A 21,677-nucleotide genomic window follows, 5' to 3' on the forward strand; every position below is an offset into this window, starting at 1 on the left:
AGAGATTGCGGATGCAAAATGGGCACAGTTCGCGCCGGAGCTTGCCTAAGCCGCATTGTTTCGCAATTATTTCTGGCCGACAGGTACGTTTGACGTTATGTCAAAGACTGAAGACGCTCATTTGATAGGTGCGAATATGAAATTCAAAGAACTCTTTGCTTCCGCAGCCGTCATCTCCATGATCGGTGCGTCCGCTGCTCTGGCCGGCTCGCCGGCCGAGGTTGTCGTGGAAGATGACCCCTACGCAGTGGTTCCGGTCGCGATGCCCTCGAGCGGCGCAGCCCTGGCCGTGGCCGGTGGTCTCGCGGCGCTGGCGCTGATCGCGGCAGCTTCGGATGGCGACAGCTCGGACACCTCGAAGGACTAATCCTTCGGAGATTTCGCTGCGCTTCTGCGCGGCCTGATCAACGCCCGGCCTCGGCCGGGCGTTTGTCGTTCGGGGCTCTTGCCGTCCAACGCGATTCCCCAACTGCGTGAGGTTGCAGGGCAAGACCGGCTCGCGGCTTGCAATCCCGTACCGCTTCGCGCTTTCTAGCGCCAGATCGCGAGGCGGTGCAAAGGAGAAGCCGATGGACAACTGGGACGAGATTCGCACCGCCTATCACGTGGCGCGGCTGGGGACCGTCAGCGGCGCCGCCGAGGTGCTCGGGGTGCACCATGCCACGGTGATCCGCCACATCGATGCGCTGGAGGCGCGGCTTGGTGTGAAGCTGTTCCAGCGCCACGCCCGCGGCTACACGCCGACCGAGGCGGGCAGCGACCTGTCGCGCGTCGCGCAATGCACCGATGACCAGTTCCAGCAACTCGTCGGACGCATCAAGGGCCGGGGCGAGGCGGTTTCGGGCGAGCTGCTCGTCACGTCGCTGGTCAATTTCTCGACGCTGATGATCGGAGCGCTCACCAGTTTTCGCGAGGCCTTCCCGGATGTCACGGTGCGCTACCTGACCGGGTCGCGGCTGTTCCGGCTGGAATACGGCGAGGCGCATGTGGCCTTGCGCGCCGGGGCCGCACCGCAGGAGCCCGACAACGTTGTGCAGCCCTTCGACCGGCAGTCGGTCGCGCTCTACGCGGCCAAATCCTACATCGCGCGCAAGGGCAGGCCCAAGGGTGTCGCGGAATTGGCATCGCATGATTTCGTCGGGTTCGACGATCTCGATTCGCGCGCGCCCTCCAATCGCTGGATGAAGGGACATGTGCCGCAGGAGCGCATCGTCTTCCGCACCTCGGACGACCGGGTGCAGTTGCAGGCGATCCGCGCCGGCGCCGGCATGGGCTTCATGTCGGTGACCGAAGGTGATTCCGATGCGGAGCTGGTGCAGGTGCTGCCGCCGCAAGAGGATTGGTCCTCGCCGCTCTGGCTGGTCACCCATGTCGATCTGCACCGGACGCCGAAGGTGCAGGCGTTTCTCAAGCACCTCAAGGCCTATGCCGCGGAGCAGGACAAGGCGTGACCCTCTCCGGCTCCGGACGCGGCCATCTCGCGATGCTGGCCTTCTCGGCCGTTGTCGCGGGGTCCTTTTCGCTCGGGTCGATGGCGTCTCCGTATATCGCGCCCGCTGCGTTGAATGCTGCGCGCTTTCTGCTGGCGACCCTGGCCATGGCCGGGATCGTCGGCCTGCACGGCGGGATGCCGCGCGCAGCCCTCGCGGCGCCGTGGCGCTACCTGCTGATCGGCGTGCTGATGGCCGTCTATTTCGTGCTGATGTTCGAAGGGTTGAAGACCGCCGAGCCGGTCAGCATGTCGGCGGTCTTCACCCTGACGCCGGTGATGGCGGCGGGCTTCGGATGGCTGCTGCTGCGCCAGCGGATGAGCCCGCGCATCGCAGGTGCTCTGGCAATCGGCGGGATCGGGGCGCTGTGGGTGATCTTCCGCGCCGATCTCGGGACATTGTTGCGCTTCTCGCCGGGGCGGGGCGAGATGATCTTTTTCATCGGCTGCGCCGCCCATGCGATCTACGCCCCGATGGTGCCGAGGTTGAACCGCGGCGAGCCGGCGCTGGTCTTCACGCTCGCCACGATGGCGGCGGGAACCTTGGTGCTGCTGCTATGGGGCTGGCGGGACATCCTGGCGACCGACTGGACGGCGCTGCCCGGCATCGTCTGGGTGACCATTCTCTATACCGCCGTGGCGGCCACGGCGCTGAGCACGGCGCTCATCCAGTTCGCGGCGATGCGGCTGCCGAGCGCCAAGGTCATGGCCTATACCTACCTGATCCCGAGCTGGGTGATCCTGTGGGAAATCGCGCTCGGGTGGGCCGCGCCGCCGGCATTGGTGCTTGTCGGAGTGGCGCTGTCAGTGGTGGCGTTGCTGCTCTTGTTGCGCGACGGGTAGGGCAACTCTCTTCGAAGAGAGTTGCAAATTCCTTCGAAGGAATTTGCCGTCAGGCCTGATCCTCGCGGGCGGGCTCGTCGGTGCTGAGTTCCACCTTCAGGAAGCGCTCGAAGGCGTCCAGGTTGATCGGCTCGAACTGCCCGAAGCCCTGCATCCAGACCGAGGCCTCGCGCAGCGCGTCGGGCTCGAGCTTGCACCATTTCACCCGGCCGCGCTTCTCCTGGCTGATCAGCCCGGCGCTGGCCAGGATCGTCAGGTGCTTGGAAATCCCCGCCAGCGACATTTCGAAGGGCTCCGCGACATCGGTCACGGCCATGTCATCCTCGAGCAGCATGGCCAGGATGCGCCGCCGCGTCGGGTCGGCCAGGGCGGCAAAGACAGTGTCGAGATCGGGTTGCATGGGCTCATAAGCGCCGGAGCGGGGCGGGCCGTCAAGCCGCGCCGTGGCGGAGGTTTCGGCATTCTTAACTCCGGGGTTGAATATGGATTTGCCCCCATGTTGGCGCTAGCGCCGGGATGCTGCGCTGCAGCTTCCTGTGAGGATTGAATGAAATCAATGTGTTGTATAGGTTTTTCAAGCGTTCACGGCGGGTTGACTCAGAGCCCCCCTCCGCATAGCAACTCCGGGAACGTCCGAATGGAGCGACAAAGTGGGCGATCCCGATCCGAAGCGGCAACTCGACGCGCTGGAGGCGAAGATCGCGGCGGCCAAGGCTGCCCGGGAAACCCGGAAGTCGCACCAGGAGGAACACTATTCCCAGGCCAACGTCGCCTGGCGAATGGTGACGGAAATGGTGGCCGGTCTCGGGATCGGCTTCGGCATCGGCTACGGCCTGGACACCCTGCTGGGGACCATGCCGTGGCTCATGGTGCTGTTCACAGTGCTGGGCCTCGTGGCGGGCATCCGCGTGATGTTGCGGACCGCCGCCGAGATCCAGGCGAAACAAACCTCCGGCGACGCCGGAGAGGGGCAATCCTCCGGCACGCCCGGAGATGACGAGAAGAGGGATCGCGGCGATGGCGACTGAAGCAGCTCACGGTGCGGAAACGGTGGAACATGCGGCCGGGACCGGCCTGTCGTTCCACCCGATGGATCAGTTCATGATCAAGCCGCTCTTCGGCGACGGCGCCGTGGGCATGTTCACCATCACCAACGCGACGCTCTGGATGTTCATCTGCATCCTGGCGATCATCGCCGTCATGGTGCTGGGCACCTCGCGCCGCGCGATCATCCCCTCGCGCAGCCAGTCGGTCGCCGAGCTGGCCTACGGCTTCATCTACAAGATGGTGGAAGACGTCACCGGCAAGGACGGCCTGAAGTACTTCCCCTACATCATGACGCTGTTCATGTTCATCGTCTTCTCGAACTTCCTCGGCCTGATCCCGATGAGCTTCACCACCACCTCGCACATCGCGGTGACCTGGGTGCTGGCGCTCTGCGTGTTCCTCGGCGTGACGATCCTCGGCTTCGTGAAGAACGGCGTGCACTTCCTCGGCCTGTTCTGGGTGACCTCGGCGCCGCTGGCGCTGCGCCCGATCCTCGCCGTGATCGAGATCATTTCCTACTTCGTCCGCCCGGTCAGCCACTCCATCCGTCTTGCTGGCAACGTGATGGCCGGTCACGCCGTGATGAAGGTCTTCGCAGGCTTCGCCGCGCTGGCCATCGTCTCGCCGGTGTCGATCGTCGCGATCACCGCGATCTACGGGCTCGAAGTTCTGGTGGCCTTCATCCAGGCCTACGTATTCACCATCCTGACCTGCGTGTACCTCAAGGACGCGCTGCACCCTGCCCACTAAGGGCAGGCCGGTCCGGACAACCTCTATCCATCCAAATTCCATCGTAAGGAGAGACTCAATGGAAGGCGATATCGCAAACCTCGGTCAGTTCATCGGCGCCGGCCTCGCAGGCCTGGGTTCGGGCCTCGCAGCCCTCGGCGTGGGCAACGTTGCTGCAAACTTCCTGGGCGGCGCACTGCGCAACCCGTCGGCAGCTGCATCGCAGACCGCCACCCTCTTCATCGGCATCGCATTCGCAGAAGCACTGGGGATCTTCTCGTTCCTCGTCGCTCTGCTGCTGATGTTCGCCGTCTAATCCTTCGGGACCTTATCCTTACGCGGGGGCGGCGCCGTCATTGACGGGCCGCCCCAAGTAGAGACAACGTTCCGACGGAGGACGACATGGCGGTCGAACCCATTCAGGAAGAAATGGCCGGTATCTGCGTCGACGCCCATGGTTCCGCCATCGGGATGCCGCAGCTTTGCGGCGAGTGGATTCCGAACCAGATCTTCTGGCTCATCATCACTCTGGTGGTGATCTTCTTCGTGCTGTCGCGCATCGCTCTGCCGCGGATCGCATCCGTCTTGGCCGAGCGTCAGGGCACCATCACGAACGACATCTCCGCCGCGGAAGAACTGAAGCGCCAGGCGAAGGACGCGGAAGCGGCCTACGAGAAAGCGCTTGCCGATGCCCGTGCCGAGGCACAGACCATCGCGCAGAAGACCCGCGACGAGATCAAGGCTAAGCTCGACGCCGCAACGGCCGAGGCGGACGCCAAGATCGCCGGGAAAGCGGCCGAGTCCGAAAAGGTGCTCGCCGAAATCCGCGCCTCTGCCGTGGAAAGCGTCGAGGCCGTTGCAAAGGACACCGCGGAAGCCATCGTGGCTGCCTTCGGAACCTCTGCCGACCGCGCCGCGATCGATGCGGCCGTGGCCAACCGGATGAAAGGCTGATCCCATGCGCAAACTCATCACCCTGAGCGCGCTCGGAACCCTGATGGCCAGCCCCGCGCTGGCCGCGTCCGGCCCGTTCTTCTCGCTGCGCAACACCGACTTCGTGGTGCTGCTCGGCTTCCTGCTGTTCCTGGCGGTCCTCGTGTACTTCAAGGTGCCGAAGATGCTGGGCAGCCAGCTCGACCGTCGTGCCGAAGGCATCCGCAACGAGCTGGAAGAAGCCCGCGCCTTGCGTGAGGAAGCGCAGACCCTGCTGGCCTCTTACGAGCGCAAGCAGCGGGACGTGCAGGTGCAGGCGGAAAAGATCGTGGCCCAGGCCAAGAACGACGCCGAAAGCGCCGCGGAGCAGGCCCGCAAGGACCTCGACGTCTCCATCGCGCGCCGCATCGCGGCCGCCGAGGAGCAGATCAAGTCGGCACAGTCCTCGGCCGTCAAGGAAGTGCGCGACCGCGCGGTTTCCGTGGCGGTAGCCGCTGCCAGCGATGTGATCGCGAAGCAGCTCGGCGCCAAGGACAAGGCGGCGCTGGTCGATGCGTCGATCAAGGAAATCGGTGCCAAGCTGCACTGATCCTCGCGACGCGACATGGTTGCAGAGCCCGGCCCCTGGCCGGGCTTTTGCGTTGCGGGGACGCCGTCCGGGACAGCAAACCGCGAATGCTTGTGCATCAGGGGCTTCTGAAGGCTTTTCCTTGAAGTAGACCCCATATACTGTGTGTCTATCGCCAGCACAGCCAAACATGTGGGCGGAAGTTCGAGGGGACAGCGTGGCACATATCATCGTCGTAGGAAACGAGAAGGGCGGGGCGGGGAAGTCCACCGTCTCGATGCATGTGGCAACCGCGCTGGCGCGCATGGGGCACCGGACTGGCACGCTGGATCTCGACCTGCGGCAGCGCTCGGTCGGGCGTTACATCGAGAACCGCCGCGCCTTCTGCGAGCGCGAGGGGCTCGCCCTTCCGATCCCGCTTTACCGCGATCTGCCCGAAGTTGCGCCCGAGGCGCTGGCGCCGGGTGAGAACGCTTTCGACCACCGCCTGTCCAAGGCCGTGGCCCAGCTCGAGGCGGACTGCGACTTCGTGCTGATCGACTGCCCCGGCTCGCACACGCGGCTGAGCCAGGTGGCGCATTCGCTGGCCGACACGCTGATCACCCCGCTCAACGACAGTTTCATCGACTTCGATTTGCTGGCCCATGTGGACACCGACGGCGACAAGATCCTCGGCCCCTCGGTCTATTCCGAGATGGTCTGGAACGCCCGCCAGCTGCGCGCCCAGGCCGGGCTGCAGCCGATCGACTGGGTGGTGCTGCGCAACCGTCTCGGTGCGCAGAACATGGTCAACAAGATGAAGATGGAAAAAGCGCTGACCAAGCTGTCGAAGCGCATCGGCTTCCGGATTGCGCCCGGCTTCAACGAGCGGGTGATCTTCCGCGAGCTGTTCCCGCGGGGCTTGACGCTGCTCGACCTGAAGGACATCGGCGTCGGCAACCTCAACATCTCGAACGTCGCCGCGCGGCAGGAATTGCGCGAACTCGTCTCAGCGCTGGAGTTGCCGGGGGTTGAGGTGAACTTCTGAGCCCCTCTGAGCCCCGTCTCGCGGCCTAGTGGCTGCGCATGTGCAGTGCGATGAGCGTTGCCCCGATGCCGGAGCTCAGAAGGTCGATGCCGAGAAAGATGCCGAGCAGGCCCATGGCCGAGCCGGGCAGCGTTGCCATGATGAGCAGGCCGAGCACCAGGGAAACCAGCCCGGCGAACAGCAGCCAGGCCCAGCCGGACCGCTCGCGCACCGACAGACCGATGGCGATCCGCACCACGCCGAGCGCAAGGAAGAAGGCGGCGATCAGCCAGGTCAGCGAGATCAACCCGCGTGCCGGGTTGGCCAGCAGGAAGACCCCGAACGCCAGGACCAGCAGGCCGAGCACCGCCTCGGCCAGCCGCGCGCCGGTGCTGGCATGGGCATTGAAGGCGATCCACAGTTGCAGTGCGCCCGCGATGACGAAGGCGATGGCCGAGATGGTCAGCACGGTCAGTGATGCGGCGAAGGGATGCACGAAGGCCCCGATGCCGCCGAAGATCAGGATGATCCCGAGCGCGAGCATCCAGCCCCACTTCTTTCCGGGGTTGGGCGAGGCAGGACCGTCTGGCATGGCAGGCTCCAGGGCTGAGGGGCGAGTAGGGTCCCGCCAGTCTGGGGCGAAACCCTGCGCCGAGGCAAGCGCGGCGCGTCGCTGTTAGCAAAAGATTAATAAACTTTCACAAAGCTTTGCGCATGAAGTTGCCGAGCCCTCTCCCCGCGGGTGTACGCTTGTCGCCCGGTGCCGCAACTGGCGCCTGGCTTGGTATGACGCTTGCGTTGCTGACGGGATGCGCCGGGCAGGTCGCGTCACCTGGCTACGGCGGGGTCGCTCCGCGGCACACCGAGGTCGAGGGCATGCGCTTCGTGTTGCGCTTGAAAGCGGATCGCGCCGAGGTCGTGCGCGTCAGCCCGATGTTCCCGCCCAACTTCGAAGAGGTCGCGCGGCGCGGGCAGATCGCGGTGGCCCGCGAAAGCGGATGTCGGCCCGAGTGGGTGATCGGCGATCCGTCGATGCTGGAGATTGGGCTGTCCTGTCATGGTGCCGCCGCGCCGAAGACCCCACGCGGGCGCCACGTGGCTTGTGATCTTCTCGCCGCGGCGGGCCAACCGTGGTGCGGCTGAACCGCTCAGAGCGGCTTTTCGTAGAACAGGCTCGAGTTGTTCTCGACGTAGCCGCCAAAGGCACCGCAGGGCGCGAAGCCGGCGCTTTCATAAAGCGCCAGCGCAGCCGGGAGCTTATCGCCGGTTTCCAGCCGCAGGAGGGGGATGCCCTCTTCGCGCGCCACGGCCTCGAGCTGGTCCAGCAACCGCCGCGCAAGTCCCAGGCCGCGCGCCTCGGGGCTGACGAACATCGATTTCACCTCGGCGTAGCCATCCTTGCGCGCGATGGCGGCGCAGCCGAGCAACACGCCGTTTTCCTCGGCACCGAACAGCGTGATGGCCGGGGTGCAAAGCGCGTCGATGTCGAGGAAGTAGTTGTCCTCTGGCGGAAACAGCGACTCCATCAGCGCGTGGCTCGCCAGCAGCAGCGCCTCGGCGTTCGGATCGCGGGGAGAAACAGGACGAATGGTCACCGACATCAAAGCTTTCCTCTGGCCATGGGGTGCGATATTGGCCGGGCCTGCGCTGCGGTCAACCCAGAAAGACGGCGCGGCACCCGCAATATGTTGTGGACAACTGGCAAGCGCCCGCCACATCCGGGGCAAAGCGTTTGACACATCTCCCGGCGGGGCGGCAAATTCGGGGTTAACTTCGGAATCAGGACACGGCATTGCAGTTCACACGGCTTCGACTGACGGGCTTCAAGAGTTTCGTCGATCCGACGGATCTGGTCATCGCGGACGGGCTGACAGGCGTTGTCGGTCCGAACGGCTGTGGCAAGTCCAACCTGCTCGAGGCGCTGCGCTGGGTGATGGGCGAGAACCGCGCCAAGGCGATGCGCGGCGCGGGCATGGAAGACGTGATCTTTGCCGGGGCGCATTCCCGCCCGGCCCGCAACTTCGCCGAGGTGGCGCTGACGATCGACAACGGCGATCGGCTGGCCCCTGCGGGGTTCAACGACCAGGACCAGCTCGAGATCGTCCGCCGCATCACCCGTGACGTCGGCTCGGCCTACAAGGTCAACGCCAAGGACGTGCGGGCGCGCGACGTTCAGATGCTGTTTGCCGATGCCTCGACTGGCGCGCATTCGCCCGCGCTGGTGCGGCAGGGGCAGATCTCCGAGCTGATCAACGCCAAGCCCAAGAGCCGCCGCCGCATCCTCGAGGAGGCCGCCGGCATCTCGGGTCTCTACCAGCGCCGCCACGAGGCGGAGCTGAAGCTGAACAACACCGAGGCCAATCTGCTGCGGGTCGATGACGTGATCGAGCAACTGGCGTCTCAGCTCGGAACGCTCGACCGGCAGGCCCGGCAGGCGCAGCGCTACCGTGCCATCGGCACGGAGTTGCGCCAGGCCGAGGGGCTGCTGCTCTACCGCCGCTGGATGGAAGCCGAAGAGGCCCGGCAGGCGGCCGAGGCGGTGTTGCGCAGCCTCGTGACGGCAGCCGCACAGGCCGAGAGCGCCGCCCGCGCCGCCGAGCGCGAGCGCGCCGAGCGCGACGAGGCGCTGCCGCCCCTGCGCGAGGAGGAGGCGATCGCCGCCGCCATCCTGCAACGGCTCGCCGTACAGCGCGACGCGCTGGCCGAGCAAGAGGCGCGGGCGCAGGACAGCATTCAGACGCTGACCCGCCGGATCGAACAGATTGCCCATGACATCGAGCGCGAGGGCGCGCTCAATCGCGACGCGGGCGAAACCATCGCGCAGCTCGAATGGGAGGCGCGCGAACTGGCCAAGGCCGCCGAGGGCCACGACGACCGGCTGGCCGATGCGGCCGATGCGGCCTCCGAGGCCTCGTCAGTTCTGCAGGACCGCGAGGCGGCGCTGACACAGCAGACCGAGGACGTCGCGCGGCTGGCCGCCCGCCACCAGTCGGCGCATCGTTACCTCGCCGACCTTCGCAAGGCTCTGGGCCGCCACGAGGGTGAGGCGGGCAAGGCGCGTGACGCGGTGGCCACGGCGCGCGGAGCACTGGCCGAGGCGACCGGCGCCATGGAGAATGCGCAGGAGCGGTCCGAGGCGGCGCAGGCCATGGCCGCCCGGGCCGAGGAACTGCTGGCGCAGGCCGACGAGGCGCGCACCGATTGCCAGTCGCGCGAAGCCGAGGCCCGCGCCGACCGCTCCGAGGCAGAGGGCGAGGCAAGCGCGCTCCGCGCCGAGGCCGGCGCGCTCAGCCGTCTGCTGGAGCGCGACACCGCCGAGGGCGGGCAGGTCCTCGACCGTCTGCAGGTGGCACCCGGCTTCGAGAAAGCGCTCGGTGCCGCGCTGGCCGACGATCTGCGCGTTCCCGAAGTGGGGGCCGACGCCTCCTCTGGCTGGGTCGAGCTGCCGCGCTACGAAAGCCAGCAGTTGTTGCCCGAGGGCAGCGCGCCGCTGGCGCATCATGTCACCGTGCCGGGCGTGCTGATGCGCCGGATGAGTCAGGTCGGCCTTGTCGACCGGGCCGAGGGCGCGCGGCTGCAGGCGCTGCTGAAGCCAGGTCAGCGGCTGGTCAGCCGCGGGGGCGATCTCTGGCGCTGGGATGGGTTCCGGGCTTCAGCCGAGGATGCGCCTTCGGCCGCCGCATTGCGGCTCGAGCAGCTCAACCGGCTCGAGGAGCTGACGCAGGAATTGGCGCGTGCCGAGGCGCGGGTCGAGGCCGCCCGCGGGGCGCATGACGCGCTGTCGGCGCGGCTTGCCGATCTCACCCGCGCCGACAAGGTGGCGCGCGAGACCCGCCGCGAGGCCGACCGAGAGGTCAACGAGGCGATGCGCACCTTCAACCGTGCCGAGAGCGAGCGCAGCCTGGCCGAGAGCCGGCTGGAGAGCCTGGGGCTGGCGGTGAGCCGCCACGAGGGGGAGGCCGAGGCGGCGCGCAGGCAGGTGCTGGAGGCCGAACGCGGCCTGTCGGAACTGGGCGATCTGGAAAGCGCCCGCGCGCTGGCCGAGGACGTGCGGATGACCGTCGAGGCGGCCCGCATGACCATGATGACCCGCCGCTCGGCGCATGACGAGCTGCGCCGCGAGGGCGAGGCCCGCAAGGGCCGCCAGCAGAACGTGACCAAGGACCTTTCGGGCTGGCGCCACCGGCTCGAGACCGCCGAGAAGCGCAGCGCCGAGCTGGCCGAGCGGAAGGCCGTGCACGAGCGCGAGCTGGCCGAGGCGCGGGCGGTGCCGGATGCGCTGGCAGGGCGCCGCGAGGATCTCGCCCGTTCGATCGAAGAGGCCGAGGAGCGCCGCAGCCTGGCGTCGAACCGGCTTGCGGCGGCTGAGAGCGCCATGCGCGCCGCCATCGCCGCCGAGCGGGATGCCGAACGCACGGCTTCCGAGGCCCGCGAAGCCCGCGCCGGCGCCGAGGCCAGGGTCGAGGCGGCGCGCGAGATGGTTGCCGCGGCCGCCGAACGCATCGACGACGAGCAGGAGACCACCCCCGAGAAGCTGCTGGCGCGGCTCGACGTTGCGCCGGCCGAGATGCCCGCCTCCGAGGCGGCGGAAGCCGACGTGAACCGGCTCAAGCGCCAGCGCGATGCGCTCGGCGCTGTCAACCTGCGCGCCGAGGAGGACGCCCGCGAGGTGCGGACCGAGCACGACACGCTGGTGCAGGAAAAGACCGACCTCGAGGAGGCGGTGCGCACGCTGCGGTCGGGCATCTCCTCGCTGAACCGCGAGGGGCGCGAGCGGCTGCTGACCGCCTTCGAGCAGGTCAACGCCAATTTCCGCCTGCTGTTCACCCATCTGTTCAACGGCGGCGAGGCCAACCTCGTCATGGTCGAGAGCGACGACCCGCTCGAGGCCGGGCTCGAGATCATGTGCCAGCCGCCGGGCAAGAAGCTCTCGACGCTCTCGCTGCTTTCGGGCGGCGAGCAGACGCTGACCGCGCTGGCGCTGATCTTCGCGGTGTTCCTTGCCAACCCGGCGCCGATCTGCGTGCTCGACGAGGTCGACGCGCCGCTCGACGACGCCAACGTCACGCGCTTCTGCGACCTGCTCGACGAAATGTGCCGCCGCACCGAGACCCGTTTCCTGATCATCACCCACCACGCGGTGACGATGAGCCGGATGGACCGGCTGTTCGGCGTCACCATGCAGGAACAGGGCGTCAGCCAGCTGGTCTCGGTGGATCTGAAACGGGCGGAACGGCTGGTCGCCTGACCCGGCGCCGCGAGGGCCGGGCCCGCCAGATGCCTCCGGCGGGGATACTTTAGCCTAGAAGAAGCCCCCGCCGGGAGGACCGGCGCGGCGCCCTCGTTTCTTCTAGGCGGAAATATCCCGGGGGTGCGGGGGCAGAGCCCCCGCTTTGACCTTCAGCTCACTCGCCCCAGGAAACCCCGGTGAGATCGGTGGCCTGCGTCGGCTGGTTCTTCCACAAGCCGTGCAGCCTCGCGTCCGCCACCGTCGGGAAGGCGAGCTGGAAGAGGAAGGCGTTGACGTGGTCCTCGGCAATGACCCGCTGCGCCTGTTTCAGCAGTTCCGAGCGCGCCGCCGGATCGGTGGTCGCGGTGAGTCGCGCCATCAGCTCCTGGAACGCCGGGTTGTCATACTGGAAGTAGTAGTCCGGCCGCGCGTAGATGTTGATGTCCATTGGCTCGGTATGGCTGACGATGGTCAGGCCGAAGTCCTTGCCACGGAACACCTCCTCGAGCCATTGCGCCCATTCGAGGTTGGTGATTTCGGTCTGGATGCCCACGGCGCGCAGCTGCGCGGCGATGATCTCGCCGCCGCGACGGGCGTAGGAGGGCGGCGGCAGCTTGAGCGTGGTGGTGAAGCCGTCGGGATAGCCCGCGTCCGCCAGCAGCGTCTTCGCCTTCTCGGGATCATAGGCTGACAGGTCGGTGAGATCGACGTAATCGGGGTTGTGCGGCGCGAAATGCGTGCCGATCGGCGTGCCGAGGCCGAACATCGCCCCGTCGATGATCGCCTGCCGGTCGATGGCATGGGCCACTGCCTCGCGCACCAGCGGATCGTCGAACGGCTCCTGACCGTTGTTCATCGCCAGGATGGTCTCGCCCTCGGTCGAGCCGACCAGCACCTGGAAGCGCGGGTCGGCCTCGAACTGCGGCAGGTTCTCGGGCGCCGGGAAGCCGGCATAGGCGTCGATGTCCTGCGCCATCATCGCGGCGAAGGCGGCGGTCGGGTCCGAGATGAAGCGGAAGGTGACATGGTTCAGCGCCGGGGCCTGGCCCCAGTAGGCCGCGTTGCGATCGAGGCTGATGCTGTCGCCCTGCGTCCAGCTGGTGAAGGCGAAGGGGCCGGTGCCGACGGGGTGGGACTTGATCCCCTCGATGCTCTCGGGCGCGACGATCACCGCGTCACCCCAGGCCATGTTGAACAGGAAGGCGCCGTCGGGGGCCCCGAGGGTGACCTGCACGGTCAGCGGGTCGAGAACGGTGACCTCCTCGATGCCCGCGAAGAGTGCCTTCTGCGCGTTCTGGCTGTCCTCGGCGCGGGCGCGGTCGAGGCTGAACTTGACGTCCTCGGCGTCCATCGCGCTGCCGTCGTGGAAGGTGACGCCCTCGTGCAGGTGGAAGGTGTAGCTGGTGCCATCCTCGGAGATGTCCCAGCTCTGCGCGAGACCGGGGTGGATCGAGCCATCCTCGGCGAATTTGGTCAGCCCCTCGAAGACGTTGCTGTAGAGCACCGAGTCGATGGCCCCGGCGGCGGCCGAGGTCGGGTCGAGATGCGGCGGCTCGAGCTGCAGGGCGATGATCAGATCGTCCTGCTGGGCAAGCGCGGCGGTGCCACCGAGCAGCAGCGCGGCAATGGAGAGGCTGATACGGGTCATCGGTCGGGTCATCGGAAAGGCAACTCCTGTGTCGGGGTCGGCAAGCGGAACTCGGGTCAAGACTGCGCGCAAATTCCCCGTTTGTGCAAGCGGCGACACGGTTTGCAGGCTGGATCGGAGCCGCCGGGCCTGTTACACGGCGCCAGCCCGGGGAGGATCGGACCGGGCGCCGGGATCGAGAGGAGACATCGATGAGCGCGACGGCCCGCAAGAGCGCCCCGCTGCCCGAGGATATTCGCGCCCGCAAGGGCGGCGTGCCGCTGGTCAGCCTCACCGCCTATACCACCCCGATGGCGCAGGCGATGGACGCCCACTGCGACTTCGTGCTGGTCGGCGACTCCGTCGGCATGGTGCTGCACGGGCTGCCCTCGACGCTCGGGGTCACGCTGGAGATGATGATCCTGCACGGACAGGCGGTGAAACGCGGTCTCGACAAGGCGATGATGGTCGTGGACATGCCCTTCGGCAGCTACGAGGAGAGCCCGCAGCAGGCCTTTCGCAACGCCGCGCGGCTGATGGCCGAGACCGGCGCGGCGGCGGTCAAGCTCGAGGGGGGTGTGGCCATGGAAGACACCATCCGCTTCCTCGTGCGGCGCGGCATCCCGGTCATGGGCCATGTCGGGTTGACGCCGCAGTCGATCCACACGCTTGGCGGCTACAAGGTGCAGGGGCGCGGCGCGGCGGCCGAGGCGCTGATCGCCGATGCCCGTGCGGTCTCGGAGGCGGGCGGCTTTGCGGTGGTGCTCGAGAAGGTGCCGGCGGCGCTGGCCGACCGGGTCACCGCCGATCTGCCGATTCCCACCATCGGCATCGGCGCCTCGGCGGGCTGCGACGGGCAGATCCTCGTGGTCGATGACATGCTGGGGGCCTTCACCGCCTTCACCCCGAAATTCGTGAAACGCTACGCCGCGCTTGGCCACCAGGCCGAGGCGGCGATCGAGGAATATGCGGCCGAGGTGCGGGCGCGGGAGTTTCCCGGCCCCGAGCATCTCTTTGCCGAAGAGGCTCCGGAGAAGACACGATGACCCCCCCTCCCATTCTGCGAACCAAGGCGGCGCTGCGTGCGGCGGTGCTCGGCTGGAAACGTGCGGGCGAGAGCATCGGCGTGGTGCCCACCATGGGGGCGTTGCATGCGGGGCACCTCAGCCTCGTCGAGTCGGCCAAGGCCGGCTGCGACCGGGTGATCGTGACGATTTTCGTGAATCCCAAGCAGTTCAACAATGCTGCCGACCTCGAGAACTACCCGCGCACCGAGCTGGCCGACGCCGAGAAGCTGGCGCCCTTCGCGGTGGATGCCATCTACGTGCCGGGGCCGGACCAGATCTACCCCGAGGGCTTTGCCACCACGGTCTCGGTGACCGGGCTGACCGAGGGGCTTTGCGGCTCGCACCGGCCGGGGCATTTCGACGGGGTCACGACGGTCTGTGCGAAGCTTTTCCTGCAGACCCTCGCCGACCGCGCCTATTTCGGCGAAAAGGATTTCCAGCAGTTGCAGGTGGTCACCCGCATGGCGCGCGATCTCGACCTGCTGACCGAGGTCATCGGTTGCCCGACGGTGCGCGAGCCGGACGGGCTTGCGCTGTCGTCGCGCAACGTGCTGCTGCCGCCCGAGTCCCGCGCCGTCGCGCCCGCCCTGAACCGGGTGCTGCGGCAAGTGGCCGAGCGCCTGTCGGACGGCGAGAGCCTGGGCCCGGTGCGCTTCCAGGCCGAGGCGGCGCTGCGCGAGGCGGGGTTCACCAAGCTGGAATACATCGAGCTGCGCGCCGCCGACGGGCTGCAGACGCTCGAGCATCCCACCCGCCCGGCGCGGCTGCTTGCCGCCGCCTGGCTGGGCGGGGTGCGGCTGATCGACAATATCGCGGTGGGATGACGCCGGACCGGGGGCGCTGCCCCCGGACCCCCGGGATACTTGATCCTAGAAGAAGCAGGGGCGGCGGTCCTCGGGGGGCGTCGAGGCAGACATATCCCCGCGCCGGAGGTAGTCCGACGCCGGGACAGGCGCACCGGGAGAGGCTCAGCGCAGCAGCAGCCGGTCGAGGCTGCGGGCCATGACGCGGGCGCTGTCGAGCATGTCGGTGACACCGATCCATTCGTCGGGCTTGTGCGCAAGTTCCAGCACGCCCGGCCCGTAGGCGATGCAGTTCTTCAGCTTGCCGATGCGGTCGATGTGCTTCTGGTCGTAGCTGCCGGGCGAGGCGACGTAAGTGGCGTCCTGCCCCAGTACCTCGCGGATGGCCTCGGCAACGGTGGTGACCACCGGGGCGGACTTCTCGGTCATCGAGGGGATGACGCGGTTGATTTCCCGTATTTCGTAATCGAAATTCGGGCGGCGGGCTTTCAGGTCTTCCAGGAGGCCCACCACTTCCTCCTGCACGCCCTCCACCGTCTCCTCGATGAGGAAGCGCCGGTCGATCACGATGCGGCAGCTGTCGGGCACGCAATGCGCCGGCAGCCCCTCGTGCCGCTCGTCCTGCCCGCCGTGGATCGAGTTGATGTTCATCGTCGAATGGCGCGCGCCCTCGGGGACCACGGGCATCTCGGTGGTGCGGGCGGCCATGGCGGGGAAGAGCGTTTCCTCGAAGGCGTCGAGCACGGCACCCATGTGGCGGATCGCGCAGTCGCCGAGGAAGGGCATGGAGCCATGGGCGATCTCGCCCTTGGTCTCGATCTCGGCCCACCAGCCACCGCGGTGGCCGAGGCAGATGCGGTGCTTGTCGAGCGGCTCGGGGATGATCACGTGCTGCACGCGCTGCGGCGAGAACCAGCCCTCCTTCGCGAGGTGCGCCACGCCGCCGTAGCCGCCGGATTCCTCGTCCGCCGTGGCGCTGATCTCCACCGCGCCGGCAAAGTCGGGATGCTCTTCGAGGAAGGCCTCGGCGGCGATGATCGAGGCGGCGAGCCCGCCCTTCATGTCACAGGTGCCGCGGCCGTAGATGCGGTCGCCCTCGAGCGCGCCGCCGAAGGGATCGCGGGTCCAGCCGGCACCCACTTCGACCACGTCGTGATGCGAGTTGAAGTGCACGCAGTCGCCGGGGCGCGGGCCCTCGCGGCGGGCGACGATGTTCCAGCGCGGGTAGCGGTCGCTGTCGCCGGGCGCGTCTTCCGCGCGGACCAGCGTGCAGGCGAAGCCGCGCGCCGCGAGGCGGCGCTCGAGCAGGTCGCAGATGTCGCGGTAATATTGCCCCGGCGGGTTCAGCGTCGGAATGCGGACGAGTGCCTGCGTGAGCGCGATCAGCTCGTCACGCTTGTCGGCAATGCGGTCTTCGAGGCGGCTGGATGTGTCTCTCATGGCCGCAGTGTTCCCGGCTTTGCCGCGCCGCGCAAGCGTTGCAGCAAAGCCGTTGCGTTCCGGGGGCGGCACCTCAGGGGAAGCGCAACCGCGGTGCCTCGCCGAGCGGGATCGGGCCGAGCCGGGCGATGCCCCCGTCGAGGGTCAGCGGCAGGTCCAGCGTGTCGCGGTTGCCCGAGAGGCCGGCGACGAGGCCGAGCCCGTCTTCCAGCGCCTGCGCCATGCCCTCGGGCAGCTGGCCGCTCTGGCGGGCGATATCGATCATCTCGCGCCAGTTCACCGCCTTCACCGTCACCTGACCGTCGAGGCGGCCATCGTCATCCACGTCCACGTCCCCCGCGACCTTCAGCTGCAGGTCGTCGACCTTGTACTCGGCGAGGCGCAGGTCCACGCGCAGCGGCTGCGGATGCGGGCCGGCCTGCTGGCCGACGCGCAGCGGCAGGTCGGTGTCGAAGCCCGCGTCGAGCCGGATCGCATCGGCCACGCGCCCGCCCGAACCGGCGATGGCGTCGGCGCCGACGGCAATCCGGTAGCTGGTGTCCTCCCCCTCGTCGCGGGTGAGCGCGGCGGTCAGCCCGGCCAGCGCCGCGGTGGTGGCGCCGGTGAGGTTCAGGGTCTGCGCCTCGAAATTAGCGCGCACCACGATGTCGCCCTCGTGGATGAAGCTGGCGCGCATCCCGTCCGAGGCGACCTCGGTCTCGCCAAGCTGGGTGGTCACGGTCATCTGCGGCGGGAAGGCGAGGATCTCATGGCCGAAATTGTAGACGAGGCGGTAGATGTCGACGAAGGGCGCCTGCCAGCGCAGGCCCTCGGGGCTTTCCAGCACCAGCCCGCTCAGCCGCGCATCGACGCGGTTGGGAAAGCCCTGGAACGAGAGATCCTCGTAGCTGGCAGTCCAGCCCTCGGCCCGGCGCGCTTCCATCCAGCCATCGATCGCCTTGCGTTCGAAATGCACCGAAACGAACCAGAACCCGGACCAGGCCAGCGCGGCCACGATCACGGCAGTCAACAGCTTCTTCACCTTGCGCCCCCTTTTCTGACGGACAGGATTGGTGTTTACAGCCCACATGCGGAAAGGACCAGAATGATGGCGCTTTGGGTCTTCGGCTATGGCTCACTTCTTTGGAACCCCGGCTTTCCGGTGGCCGAGAGCGTGCATGCCACGCTGCCCGGATACCGGCGTTCGTTCTGCATGCGCTCGATCCATCATCGCGGCACGCCCGAGGCGCCGGGGCTGGTGCTGGCGCTCGACGAGGAGCATGCCGCCTCCTGCGAGGGGCTGGCGCTGCGCGCGCGGCCGGGAACGGAAAGCGCAACCCTGGAATACCTGCGCGAGCGCGAGCTGGTCTCGGCAGCCTATTACGAGGCGGTGATTCCTCTGGCCCTACAGGACGGGCGCTCGGTGGAGGCGGTGACCTACATCATCGACCCGGACCACGTGCAATATTGCGGCGGGCTCGACCTCGAGGAGCAGGCGCGGATCATCGCGCAGGCGATCGGCGGACGCGGGCCGAACAGCGAATATCTCTACAACACCGCTTCGCATCTGGAACATCTGGGCATTCCTGATGCCGAGCTGCACTGGTTGGCGGATCGTGTACGCGGCCTGACCGATAACGGCTTGGCTTGATCATGGCGAAGCCATAGGCTGCAAAACAGAATTTTGCCAAAATCGGGTGCCCCAGATGGACCGACGCAATCTTGAGGCAGAGGCCCATTTCAGCCAACCGATCCGCCAGATCACCCTGATGCTGGCGGTGCTCGGCCTGTGCGGCGCGGGCGCGGTGCTTGTGCTGCCGCGCGTTCTGCCTGTGTTCCAATCGAACCCCTACCTCAACGGCTTCATCCTCTTCGTCTTTGTCCTGGGCGTGCTGGCCTGCTTCCTGCAGGTGGCGCAGCTGATCACCTCGGTGCGCTGGATCGAGGGCTTTGCCTCGGGCCGCGACGCGGGTGCCCGCCCGCCGCGCCTGCTGGCACCCCTGGCGGCGCTGCTGCGGCGGCACGACAAGCGGCTGCAGATCACCACCACCTCGACCCGCTCGATCCTCGACTCGGTGGCGACGCGGATCGACGAAGCGCGCGAGATCACCCGCTATATCGTCTCGCTGCTGATCTTCCTCGGGCTTCTGGGCACCTTCTACGGGCTGGCCACCACGGTTCCGGCGCTGGTCGATACCATCCGCAGCCTCGTGCCCAAGGATGGCGAGAGTGGGGTGCAGACCTTCTCGCGGCTGATGAGCGGGCTCGAGGGGCAACTCGGCGGCATGGGCGTGGCCTTTGCCTCCTCGCTGCTCGGCCTTGCCGGGTCGCTGATCGTCGGCCTGCTCGAGCTCTTCGCCGGGCATGGGCAGAACCGCTTCTACCGGGAGCTGGAAGAATGGCTGAGCTCGATCACCAAGCTCAGCTTCAGCTCGGGCGAGGGCGAGGGCAGCGGCGACGAGGCGCTGATCGGCATGGTGCTCGACCAGATGACCGAGCAGATGGAACGGATGAGCGCGCTCTACGCCGAGAGCGAGCAGGGCCGGATGGAGATCGAAGGGCGGCTCGGGCAACTGGCCGATTCCATCGAACGGATGACCGAGCGGCTTGAGGCGACGGCGCCGTCGAACAACTCGCTGGCGCGCATCGCCGAGGGGCAGGAGCGGCTGATCGAGGTTCTGGAAAGCCGCGAGAGCGCCGAGGGGCTGGATGCGGAAAGCCGGATGCGTCTGCGTTCGATCGACGTCCAGATGCTGAGGTTGCTGGAAGAGGTGGCCGCCGGGCGGCAGGAGAGCATGGCCGAGCTGCGCACCGATCTTGCCACGCTGACCCGCGTGATCGGCCAGATGGCGCGACCGCAAGCCCCGCAGGTGCGCGCGGTCCGACCCGGCCCGGCGCGCTCCGGCGGATCCGAGGGCTGATCCATGCCCCTGTCGCGCCGCACCGGAGCCCGTCTGCAGGCCAATATCTGGCCCGGTTTCGTCGATGCGATGACCGGGCTTTTGCTGGTGCTGATGTTCGTGCTCACCATCTTCATGGTGATCCAGTTCGTGCTGCGCGAGACGATCACCGGGCAGGAAACCGAGTTGAGCAGCCTGTCGGGCGAGCTTGCCGCCCTGGCGCAGGCGCTGGGGGTGCAGGAGCGCAAGAACACCGCGTTGACCAACCAGCTCGGTGAGCTGGAGGCGACGCTGTCAGACAATGCCACCCAGCTGGCCGAGCAGCAGTCGATCATCGCCGCGCTCACCGCGCAGCGCGATGATCAGCAGGGGCGCATTGCCTCATTCGAGGAACAGGTGGCGTCGCTGATCGCTGAACGCGACGGGGCGCAGCAGGCCATCACCGCGCTCAGTGCCGAGAAGGACGAGCTGACCTCGGATCGCGATGCGCTCGAAACCGCGCTGGCCTCGGCCCGGTCGGAGATGGACGCGCAGACCGAAGCCGCGCGGCTCGACGCGGCCAAGCGAGAGGCGATGGAGGCGCTCCTTGCCGACCTGCGGGCCAAGAATTCCGAGCAGGAGGTGCAGCTGGGCGGGCTCTCGGCGCAGGTCGAGGCGCTGCAACAGGATCTGACCGACGAGGAGCAGCGCAAGCTCGCCGAATCCGAGGCCGCCGCCGCGCTGCGCAAGCGGCTCGAGGGCGCGCAGGCGGAGCTGACCGCGATGACCCTCTCGCTCGAGCAGCAGCGCAAGCAGGCCGAAGACACGCTGACCCTGCTCGCAGCGGCGCGCGAGGGCGAATCCGAGCTGAACGCCCGGCTGGCGGCGGCGCTGGCCGCGGACAACAGCAACGAGCTCGAGGCGCGGATCGTCGCGCTCGAAACCGAGCTGTCGCAGGCGCAGCAGAGTGGCGACACGGCGCAGGGCGAGCTTGCCAGCCTGCGCAGCGATCTGGCGACGGCGCGCGCGGAGCGGGACGCGGCGCAGGTAAAGCTGGCCGAGACGCTGGCGGCGCAGAGCGACGTCGAGCTGGATGCCCAGCAGGTGCGCGACCGGCTGACGGCGGCGCTGGCCGCCAAGGCCGCCGCCGAGGCGAAGCTGGCCGAGGGGCTGAGCGACGACGAGCGCCAGCAGGCGCTGCTGGCGCAGGCCCGTCAGGAGCTCGAAGCCAGCGACGATCGCGCCAGCGCCGCGCAGAAGCAGTCGGAACTGCTGAACCAGCAGGTCGCGGCGCTGCGCACGCAGCTGTCGCAATTGCAGGGGCTGCTCGACGACAGCCGCGAGAAGGATGCCGAGGCACAGGTGCAGATCCAGAACCTCGGATCGGACCTCAACGCCGCGCTGGCCCGTGTCGCCGCCGAGGAGCGCAAGCGCCGGCAGCTCGAGGAGGCCGAGCGCAAGCGGCTCGAAGCGCAGGCGCAGGATCTCGAGCGCTACCGCTCGGAGTTCTTCGGACGCCTGCGCGAGGTGGTCGGCCAGCAGGAAGGCGTGCGCATCGAGGGGGACCGCTTCGTCTTCTCCTCCGAGGTGCTGTTTCCGCCGGGTGGGGCAACACTGTCGGTGGTTGGCGAGCAGGAGATCTCGAAGATCGCAGGGCTGATCCGCACCATCGCGCGCGACATCCCGCCGGGGATCAACTGGATCCTGCGGGTGGACGGCCACACGGACGACACGCCGCTGCGCCCCGGGGCGCCTTTTGCCGACAACTGGGAACTCAGCCAGGCGCGGGCGCTGTCGGTGGTGCGCTACATGGTGCAGAACGAGGGCATCCCACCGCAGCGCCTGTCGGCCAACGGTTTCGGGGAGTTCCAGCCGTTGAACACCGACGGCAGCGAGGCGGCCAAGGCGCAGAATCGCCGGATCGAGTTGAAGCTGACCGAGAAGTAGGGCAGGGGCGGCGGCACTGGCGCGACCGTAGGCCGACGACGTCTGTTTGGCCAAGCTACCATAGGGACAAAAGAAAACCTCCCCGCCAGG

General features: G+C 67.7%; 22 protein-coding genes. 16 read left to right on the forward strand and 6 right to left on the reverse strand.

Annotation, left to right across the window (positions count from 1 at the left end; all coding sequences use genetic code 11):
* The first annotated feature begins 136 nt into the window (after nt 1–136).
* The 3 genes from IQ782_RS12720 to IQ782_RS12730 all read left to right on the forward strand — a co-directional run bounded on the left by IQ782_RS12720 (nt 137) and on the right by IQ782_RS12730 (nt 2,332).
* Nucleotides 137–367, forward strand: a complete 231-nt coding sequence (locus IQ782_RS12720; RefSeq protein ID WP_194135018.1) for a hypothetical protein — start codon at nt 137–139, stop codon at nt 365–367.
* Nucleotides 368–569: 202 nt separating this feature from the next.
* A complete protein-coding gene (locus tag IQ782_RS12725) occupies nt 570–1,451 on the forward strand; it encodes a LysR family transcriptional regulator (RefSeq protein WP_194135019.1) in 882 nt (293 codons plus the stop codon).
* Complete coding sequence (locus IQ782_RS12730; RefSeq protein ID WP_338092584.1) at nt 1,448–2,332, forward strand: DMT family transporter; 885 nt, start codon at nt 1,448–1,450, stop codon at nt 2,330–2,332. Before IQ782_RS12725 ends, IQ782_RS12730 begins: the two co-directional genes overlap by 4 nt.
* A 49-nt stretch (nt 2,333–2,381) precedes the next feature.
* On the opposite strand, the gene IQ782_RS12735 is transcribed toward IQ782_RS12730, so the two are convergent.
* Nucleotides 2,382–2,732, reverse strand: a complete 351-nt coding sequence (locus tag IQ782_RS12735) for an ArsR/SmtB family transcription factor (protein WP_194135020.1) — start codon at nt 2,730–2,732, stop codon at nt 2,382–2,384.
* Nucleotides 2,733–2,982: 250 nt separating this feature from the next.
* On the opposite strand from IQ782_RS12735, the gene IQ782_RS12740 reads away from it, so the two are divergent.
* The 6 genes from IQ782_RS12740 to IQ782_RS12765 all read left to right on the forward strand — a co-directional run bounded on the left by IQ782_RS12740 (nt 2,983) and on the right by IQ782_RS12765 (nt 6,636).
* The gene (locus tag IQ782_RS12740; RefSeq protein ID WP_194135021.1) at nt 2,983–3,360 is read left to right on the forward strand and encodes an AtpZ/AtpI family protein; all 378 of its coding nucleotides are present in this window, start codon (nt 2,983–2,985) and stop codon (nt 3,358–3,360) included.
* Nucleotides 3,350–4,129, forward strand: coding sequence for a F0F1 ATP synthase subunit A (locus IQ782_RS12745; RefSeq protein WP_194135022.1), 780 nt, complete (start codon nt 3,350–3,352; stop codon nt 4,127–4,129). Before IQ782_RS12740 ends, IQ782_RS12745 begins: the two co-directional genes overlap by 11 nt.
* A 58-nt stretch (nt 4,130–4,187) precedes the next feature.
* Nucleotides 4,188–4,424 (forward strand): F0F1 ATP synthase subunit C, encoded by a 237-nt coding sequence (locus tag IQ782_RS12750; RefSeq protein WP_092427884.1) that lies wholly within the window; start codon nt 4,188–4,190, stop codon nt 4,422–4,424.
* A gap of 86 nt (nt 4,425–4,510) precedes the next feature.
* Nucleotides 4,511–5,062, forward strand: coding sequence for a F0F1 ATP synthase subunit B' (locus IQ782_RS12755; protein WP_194135023.1), 552 nt, complete (start codon nt 4,511–4,513; stop codon nt 5,060–5,062).
* A 4-nt stretch (nt 5,063–5,066) separates the two neighbouring features.
* Nucleotides 5,067–5,630 (forward strand): F0F1 ATP synthase subunit B, encoded by a 564-nt coding sequence (locus tag IQ782_RS12760; RefSeq protein ID WP_194135024.1) that lies wholly within the window; start codon nt 5,067–5,069, stop codon nt 5,628–5,630.
* Between the two features lie 196 nt (nt 5,631–5,826).
* Complete coding sequence (locus IQ782_RS12765) at nt 5,827–6,636, forward strand: division plane positioning ATPase MipZ (RefSeq protein ID WP_338092585.1); 810 nt, start codon at nt 5,827–5,829, stop codon at nt 6,634–6,636.
* A 25-nt stretch (nt 6,637–6,661) separates the two neighbouring features.
* On the opposite strand, the gene IQ782_RS12770 is transcribed toward IQ782_RS12765, so the two are convergent.
* The gene (locus tag IQ782_RS12770; protein ID WP_194135026.1) at nt 6,662–7,207 is read right to left on the reverse strand and encodes an HdeD family acid-resistance protein; all 546 of its coding nucleotides are present in this window, start codon (nt 7,205–7,207) and stop codon (nt 6,662–6,664) included.
* 284 nt (nt 7,208–7,491) lie between these two features.
* Between IQ782_RS12770 and IQ782_RS12775 the strand changes: the two genes are divergently transcribed.
* Nucleotides 7,492–7,758: a hypothetical protein gene (locus tag IQ782_RS12775; RefSeq protein WP_194135027.1), complete on the forward strand. Its 267-nt coding sequence runs from the start codon at nt 7,492–7,494 to the stop codon at nt 7,756–7,758.
* A gap of 5 nt (nt 7,759–7,763) precedes the next feature.
* Here the strand turns inward: IQ782_RS12775 and IQ782_RS12780 are convergent, their stop codons facing one another.
* On the reverse strand, nt 7,764–8,216 hold the full coding sequence (locus tag IQ782_RS12780; protein WP_194135028.1) for a GNAT family N-acetyltransferase: 453 nt from the start codon (nt 8,214–8,216) through the stop codon (nt 7,764–7,766).
* A 191-nt stretch (nt 8,217–8,407) separates the two neighbouring features.
* On the opposite strand from IQ782_RS12780, the gene smc reads away from it, so the two are divergent.
* On the forward strand, nt 8,408–11,863 hold the full coding sequence (gene smc / locus IQ782_RS12785) for a chromosome segregation protein SMC (protein ID WP_194135029.1): 3,456 nt from the start codon (nt 8,408–8,410) through the stop codon (nt 11,861–11,863).
* Between the two features lie 157 nt (nt 11,864–12,020).
* On the opposite strand, the gene IQ782_RS12790 is transcribed toward smc, so the two are convergent.
* Nucleotides 12,021–13,505, reverse strand: a complete 1,485-nt coding sequence (locus IQ782_RS12790) for an ABC transporter substrate-binding protein (protein WP_420832644.1) — start codon at nt 13,503–13,505, stop codon at nt 12,021–12,023.
* 179 nt (nt 13,506–13,684) lie between these two features.
* Between IQ782_RS12790 and panB the strand changes: the two genes are divergently transcribed.
* Nucleotides 13,685–14,518: a 3-methyl-2-oxobutanoate hydroxymethyltransferase gene (panB, locus tag IQ782_RS12795; protein WP_194135031.1), complete on the forward strand. Its 834-nt coding sequence runs from the start codon at nt 13,685–13,687 to the stop codon at nt 14,516–14,518.
* Nucleotides 14,515–15,363, forward strand: coding sequence for a pantoate--beta-alanine ligase (gene panC / locus IQ782_RS12800; RefSeq protein ID WP_194135032.1), 849 nt, complete (start codon nt 14,515–14,517; stop codon nt 15,361–15,363). Before panB ends, panC begins: the two co-directional genes overlap by 4 nt.
* A 144-nt stretch (nt 15,364–15,507) precedes the next feature.
* On the opposite strand, the gene IQ782_RS12805 is transcribed toward panC, so the two are convergent.
* Entirely contained in the window at nt 15,508–16,782 is a 1,275-nt protein-coding gene (locus IQ782_RS12805) for an acetylornithine deacetylase/succinyl-diaminopimelate desuccinylase family protein (protein ID WP_194135033.1), read from the reverse strand.
* A 73-nt stretch (nt 16,783–16,855) separates the two neighbouring features.
* Nucleotides 16,856–17,803 (reverse strand): DUF2125 domain-containing protein, encoded by a 948-nt coding sequence (locus IQ782_RS12810; RefSeq protein ID WP_194135034.1) that lies wholly within the window; start codon nt 17,801–17,803, stop codon nt 16,856–16,858.
* A gap of 66 nt (nt 17,804–17,869) precedes the next feature.
* Here IQ782_RS12810 and IQ782_RS12815 point away from each other — a divergent pair, with 66 nt between their 5' ends.
* The 3 genes from IQ782_RS12815 to IQ782_RS12825 are packed head-to-tail and all read left to right on the forward strand — an operon-like array spanning nt 17,870 to nt 21,587.
* Nucleotides 17,870–18,412, forward strand: a complete 543-nt coding sequence (locus IQ782_RS12815; protein WP_194135079.1) for a gamma-glutamylcyclotransferase — start codon at nt 17,870–17,872, stop codon at nt 18,410–18,412.
* Nucleotides 18,413–18,467: 55 nt separating this feature from the next.
* Nucleotides 18,468–19,682: a biopolymer transporter ExbB gene (locus IQ782_RS12820; protein WP_194135035.1), complete on the forward strand. Its 1,215-nt coding sequence runs from the start codon at nt 18,468–18,470 to the stop codon at nt 19,680–19,682.
* A gap of 3 nt (nt 19,683–19,685) precedes the next feature.
* Nucleotides 19,686–21,587, forward strand: coding sequence for a peptidoglycan -binding protein (locus IQ782_RS12825; protein ID WP_194135036.1), 1,902 nt, complete (start codon nt 19,686–19,688; stop codon nt 21,585–21,587).
* Nucleotides 21,588–21,677 lie beyond the last annotated feature (90 nt).

Source organism: Salipiger mangrovisoli, from assembly GCF_015223355.1.
Taxonomy (GTDB): domain Bacteria; phylum Pseudomonadota; class Alphaproteobacteria; order Rhodobacterales; family Rhodobacteraceae; genus Salipiger; species Salipiger mangrovisoli.

Bases quoted from the DNA above. Each gene is read 5' to 3' on its own strand.
- IQ782_RS12775 (WP_194135027.1), top strand. From the start codon at position 7,492: ATGCGCTTCGTGTTGCGCTTGAAAGCGGATCGCGCCGAGGTCGTGCGC.
- IQ782_RS12745 (WP_194135022.1), top strand. From the start codon at position 3,350: ATGGCGACTGAAGCAGCTCACGGTGCGGAAACGGTGGAACATGCGGCC.
- IQ782_RS12780 (WP_194135028.1), bottom strand. From the start codon at position 8,216: ATGTCGGTGACCATTCGTCCTGTTTCTCCCCGCGATCCGAACGCCGAG.
- IQ782_RS12805 (WP_194135033.1), bottom strand. From the start codon at position 16,782: ATGAGAGACACATCCAGCCGCCTCGAAGACCGCATTGCCGACAAGCGT.
- IQ782_RS12770 (WP_194135026.1), bottom strand. From the start codon at position 7,207: ATGCCAGACGGTCCTGCCTCGCCCAACCCCGGAAAGAAGTGGGGCTGG.
- panB (WP_194135031.1), top strand. From the start codon at position 13,685: ATGAGCGCGACGGCCCGCAAGAGCGCCCCGCTGCCCGAGGATATTCGC.
- IQ782_RS12760 (WP_194135024.1), top strand. From the start codon at position 5,067: ATGCGCAAACTCATCACCCTGAGCGCGCTCGGAACCCTGATGGCCAGC.
- panC (WP_194135032.1), top strand. From the start codon at position 14,515: ATGACCCCCCCTCCCATTCTGCGAACCAAGGCGGCGCTGCGTGCGGCG.
- IQ782_RS12825 (WP_194135036.1), top strand. From the start codon at position 19,686: ATGCCCCTGTCGCGCCGCACCGGAGCCCGTCTGCAGGCCAATATCTGG.
- IQ782_RS12815 (WP_194135079.1), top strand. From the start codon at position 17,870: ATGGCGCTTTGGGTCTTCGGCTATGGCTCACTTCTTTGGAACCCCGGC.
- IQ782_RS12750 (WP_092427884.1), top strand. From the start codon at position 4,188: ATGGAAGGCGATATCGCAAACCTCGGTCAGTTCATCGGCGCCGGCCTC.
- IQ782_RS12720 (WP_194135018.1), top strand. From the start codon at position 137: ATGAAATTCAAAGAACTCTTTGCTTCCGCAGCCGTCATCTCCATGATC.
- IQ782_RS12820 (WP_194135035.1), top strand. From the start codon at position 18,468: ATGGACCGACGCAATCTTGAGGCAGAGGCCCATTTCAGCCAACCGATC.
- IQ782_RS12725 (WP_194135019.1), top strand. From the start codon at position 570: ATGGACAACTGGGACGAGATTCGCACCGCCTATCACGTGGCGCGGCTG.
- IQ782_RS12755 (WP_194135023.1), top strand. From the start codon at position 4,511: ATGGCGGTCGAACCCATTCAGGAAGAAATGGCCGGTATCTGCGTCGAC.
- IQ782_RS12790 (WP_420832644.1), bottom strand. From the start codon at position 13,505: ATGACCCGACCGATGACCCGTATCAGCCTCTCCATTGCCGCGCTGCTG.
- IQ782_RS12735 (WP_194135020.1), bottom strand. From the start codon at position 2,732: ATGCAACCCGATCTCGACACTGTCTTTGCCGCCCTGGCCGACCCGACG.